This window comes from Streptomyces sp. NRRL S-495 (genome assembly GCF_000966955.1).
In the GTDB taxonomy this organism is placed as follows: Bacteria; Actinomycetota; Actinomycetes; order Streptomycetales; family Streptomycetaceae; genus Kitasatospora; species Kitasatospora purpeofusca.
The window spans coordinates 1-1,310 of the sequence record NZ_JZWY01001237.1; the positions used below are offsets into that span (position 1 = coordinate 1).

The window sequence follows — 1,310 nt, forward strand, 5'->3', positions numbered from 1 at the left end:
GCCCACCACCGCCCTCGCCTGGGGCCTGTGGGCACAGGCGAGCGGGATGACGGCGGGCCTGGCGGCGGCCGACCTGGGCCGGATCGCCCGGACGGGTCTGCGGCCGACCTCGACCGAGGAAGGGCTGGCGGCGTTCGACCGGGCCCTGCTCGGCACGCGGCCGGTGGTCGTCCCGGTCGCCGTCGACCCGGCGGCGCTGGACGCGGACAGCGCGCCACCGCTGCTGCGGGACCTGGTGCCGGCGCCCCGTCGCCGGGCGGCCGCGGCGGGAGTCACCGCCGTCGCCGAGGAGTCCCTCGCCGACCGGCTGGGCGGGCTGTCGCCCGAGCAGCGGCGCGAGCTGGTGCTCGGTCTGGTCCTGGCGGACGTGGCACACGTCCTCGGCTACGGGAACGCCCACGGCGTCTCCCCCGAGGGGGCCTTCCGCGATCTCGGCTTCGACTCGCTGACCGCCGTCGAGCTGCGCAACCGGATCAACGACCGGACCGGCCTGAAGCTGGGCGTGACGGCCGTGTTCGACCACCCCAGCCCGCGCGAGCTGGCGGACCATCTGCTCGACCGCCTCGCCCCGGCGCCCGCCGAAGCCGCGGACGCCGGAGAGCCGGACTACGAACGGGTGCTGGCCGACCTGGCCAGGATCCGCACGCACCTCGCCGCGCTGGACCTCACCGGCGCCCAGCGCACCACCCTGACCGAGACCCTGCGCGACCTGTCGGAGCCGTGGAGCGGCGGCCCGTCCGAGACGGCGGCCGAGGCCCCGGCCGGCCTCGCCTCGGCCAGCGCCGCCGAAGTCCTCGACTTCGTGACCAACAGCCTCGGCATCTCCGTGTCCGGCGACGAAGCCACCACCGACCCGATCTGAGAGTGAACCCATGCCCACCGAAGAAGAACTGCTGAAGTACCTCAAGGCGGTCTCCGAGGAGCTGCACGCCACTCGGGGCCGGTTGCAGGCGGCCGAGAACCGGCGGCACGAGCCGGTGGCGATCGTCGGCATGAGCTGCCGGCTGCCCGGCGGCGTGTCCTCCCCCGACCACCTGTGGGACATCGTGGTCAAGGGCGAGGACGTGATCGGCGAGTTCCCGGCCGACCGCGGCTGGGACGTCGACGCCCTGTACGACCCGGAGCCGGGGAAGAGCGGGCGGACCTACACCCGCTCCGGTGGATTCCTGCACGACGCCGCCGACTTCGACCCGGCGTTCTTCGGGATCACCCCGCGCGAGGCGCACGGCATCGATCCGCAGCAGCGGCTGATGCTGGAGGCGTCCTGGCAGGCGCTGGAGAGCGCCGGGATCAACCCGCAGACCCTGAAG

Annotated in this window: 2 protein-coding genes; both read left to right on the plus strand. The window is 74.4% G+C overall.

What is annotated here, in order from left to right; genetic code table 11:
* On the plus strand, positions 1-862 hold an 862-nt coding region (locus VR45_RS47720), incomplete at its 5' end, for an acyl carrier protein (protein ID WP_045945040.1).
* A gap of 10 nt (positions 863-872) precedes the next feature.
* On the plus strand, positions 873-1,310 hold a 438-nt coding region (locus VR45_RS40840), incomplete at its 3' end, for a beta-ketoacyl synthase N-terminal-like domain-containing protein (protein ID WP_045945041.1).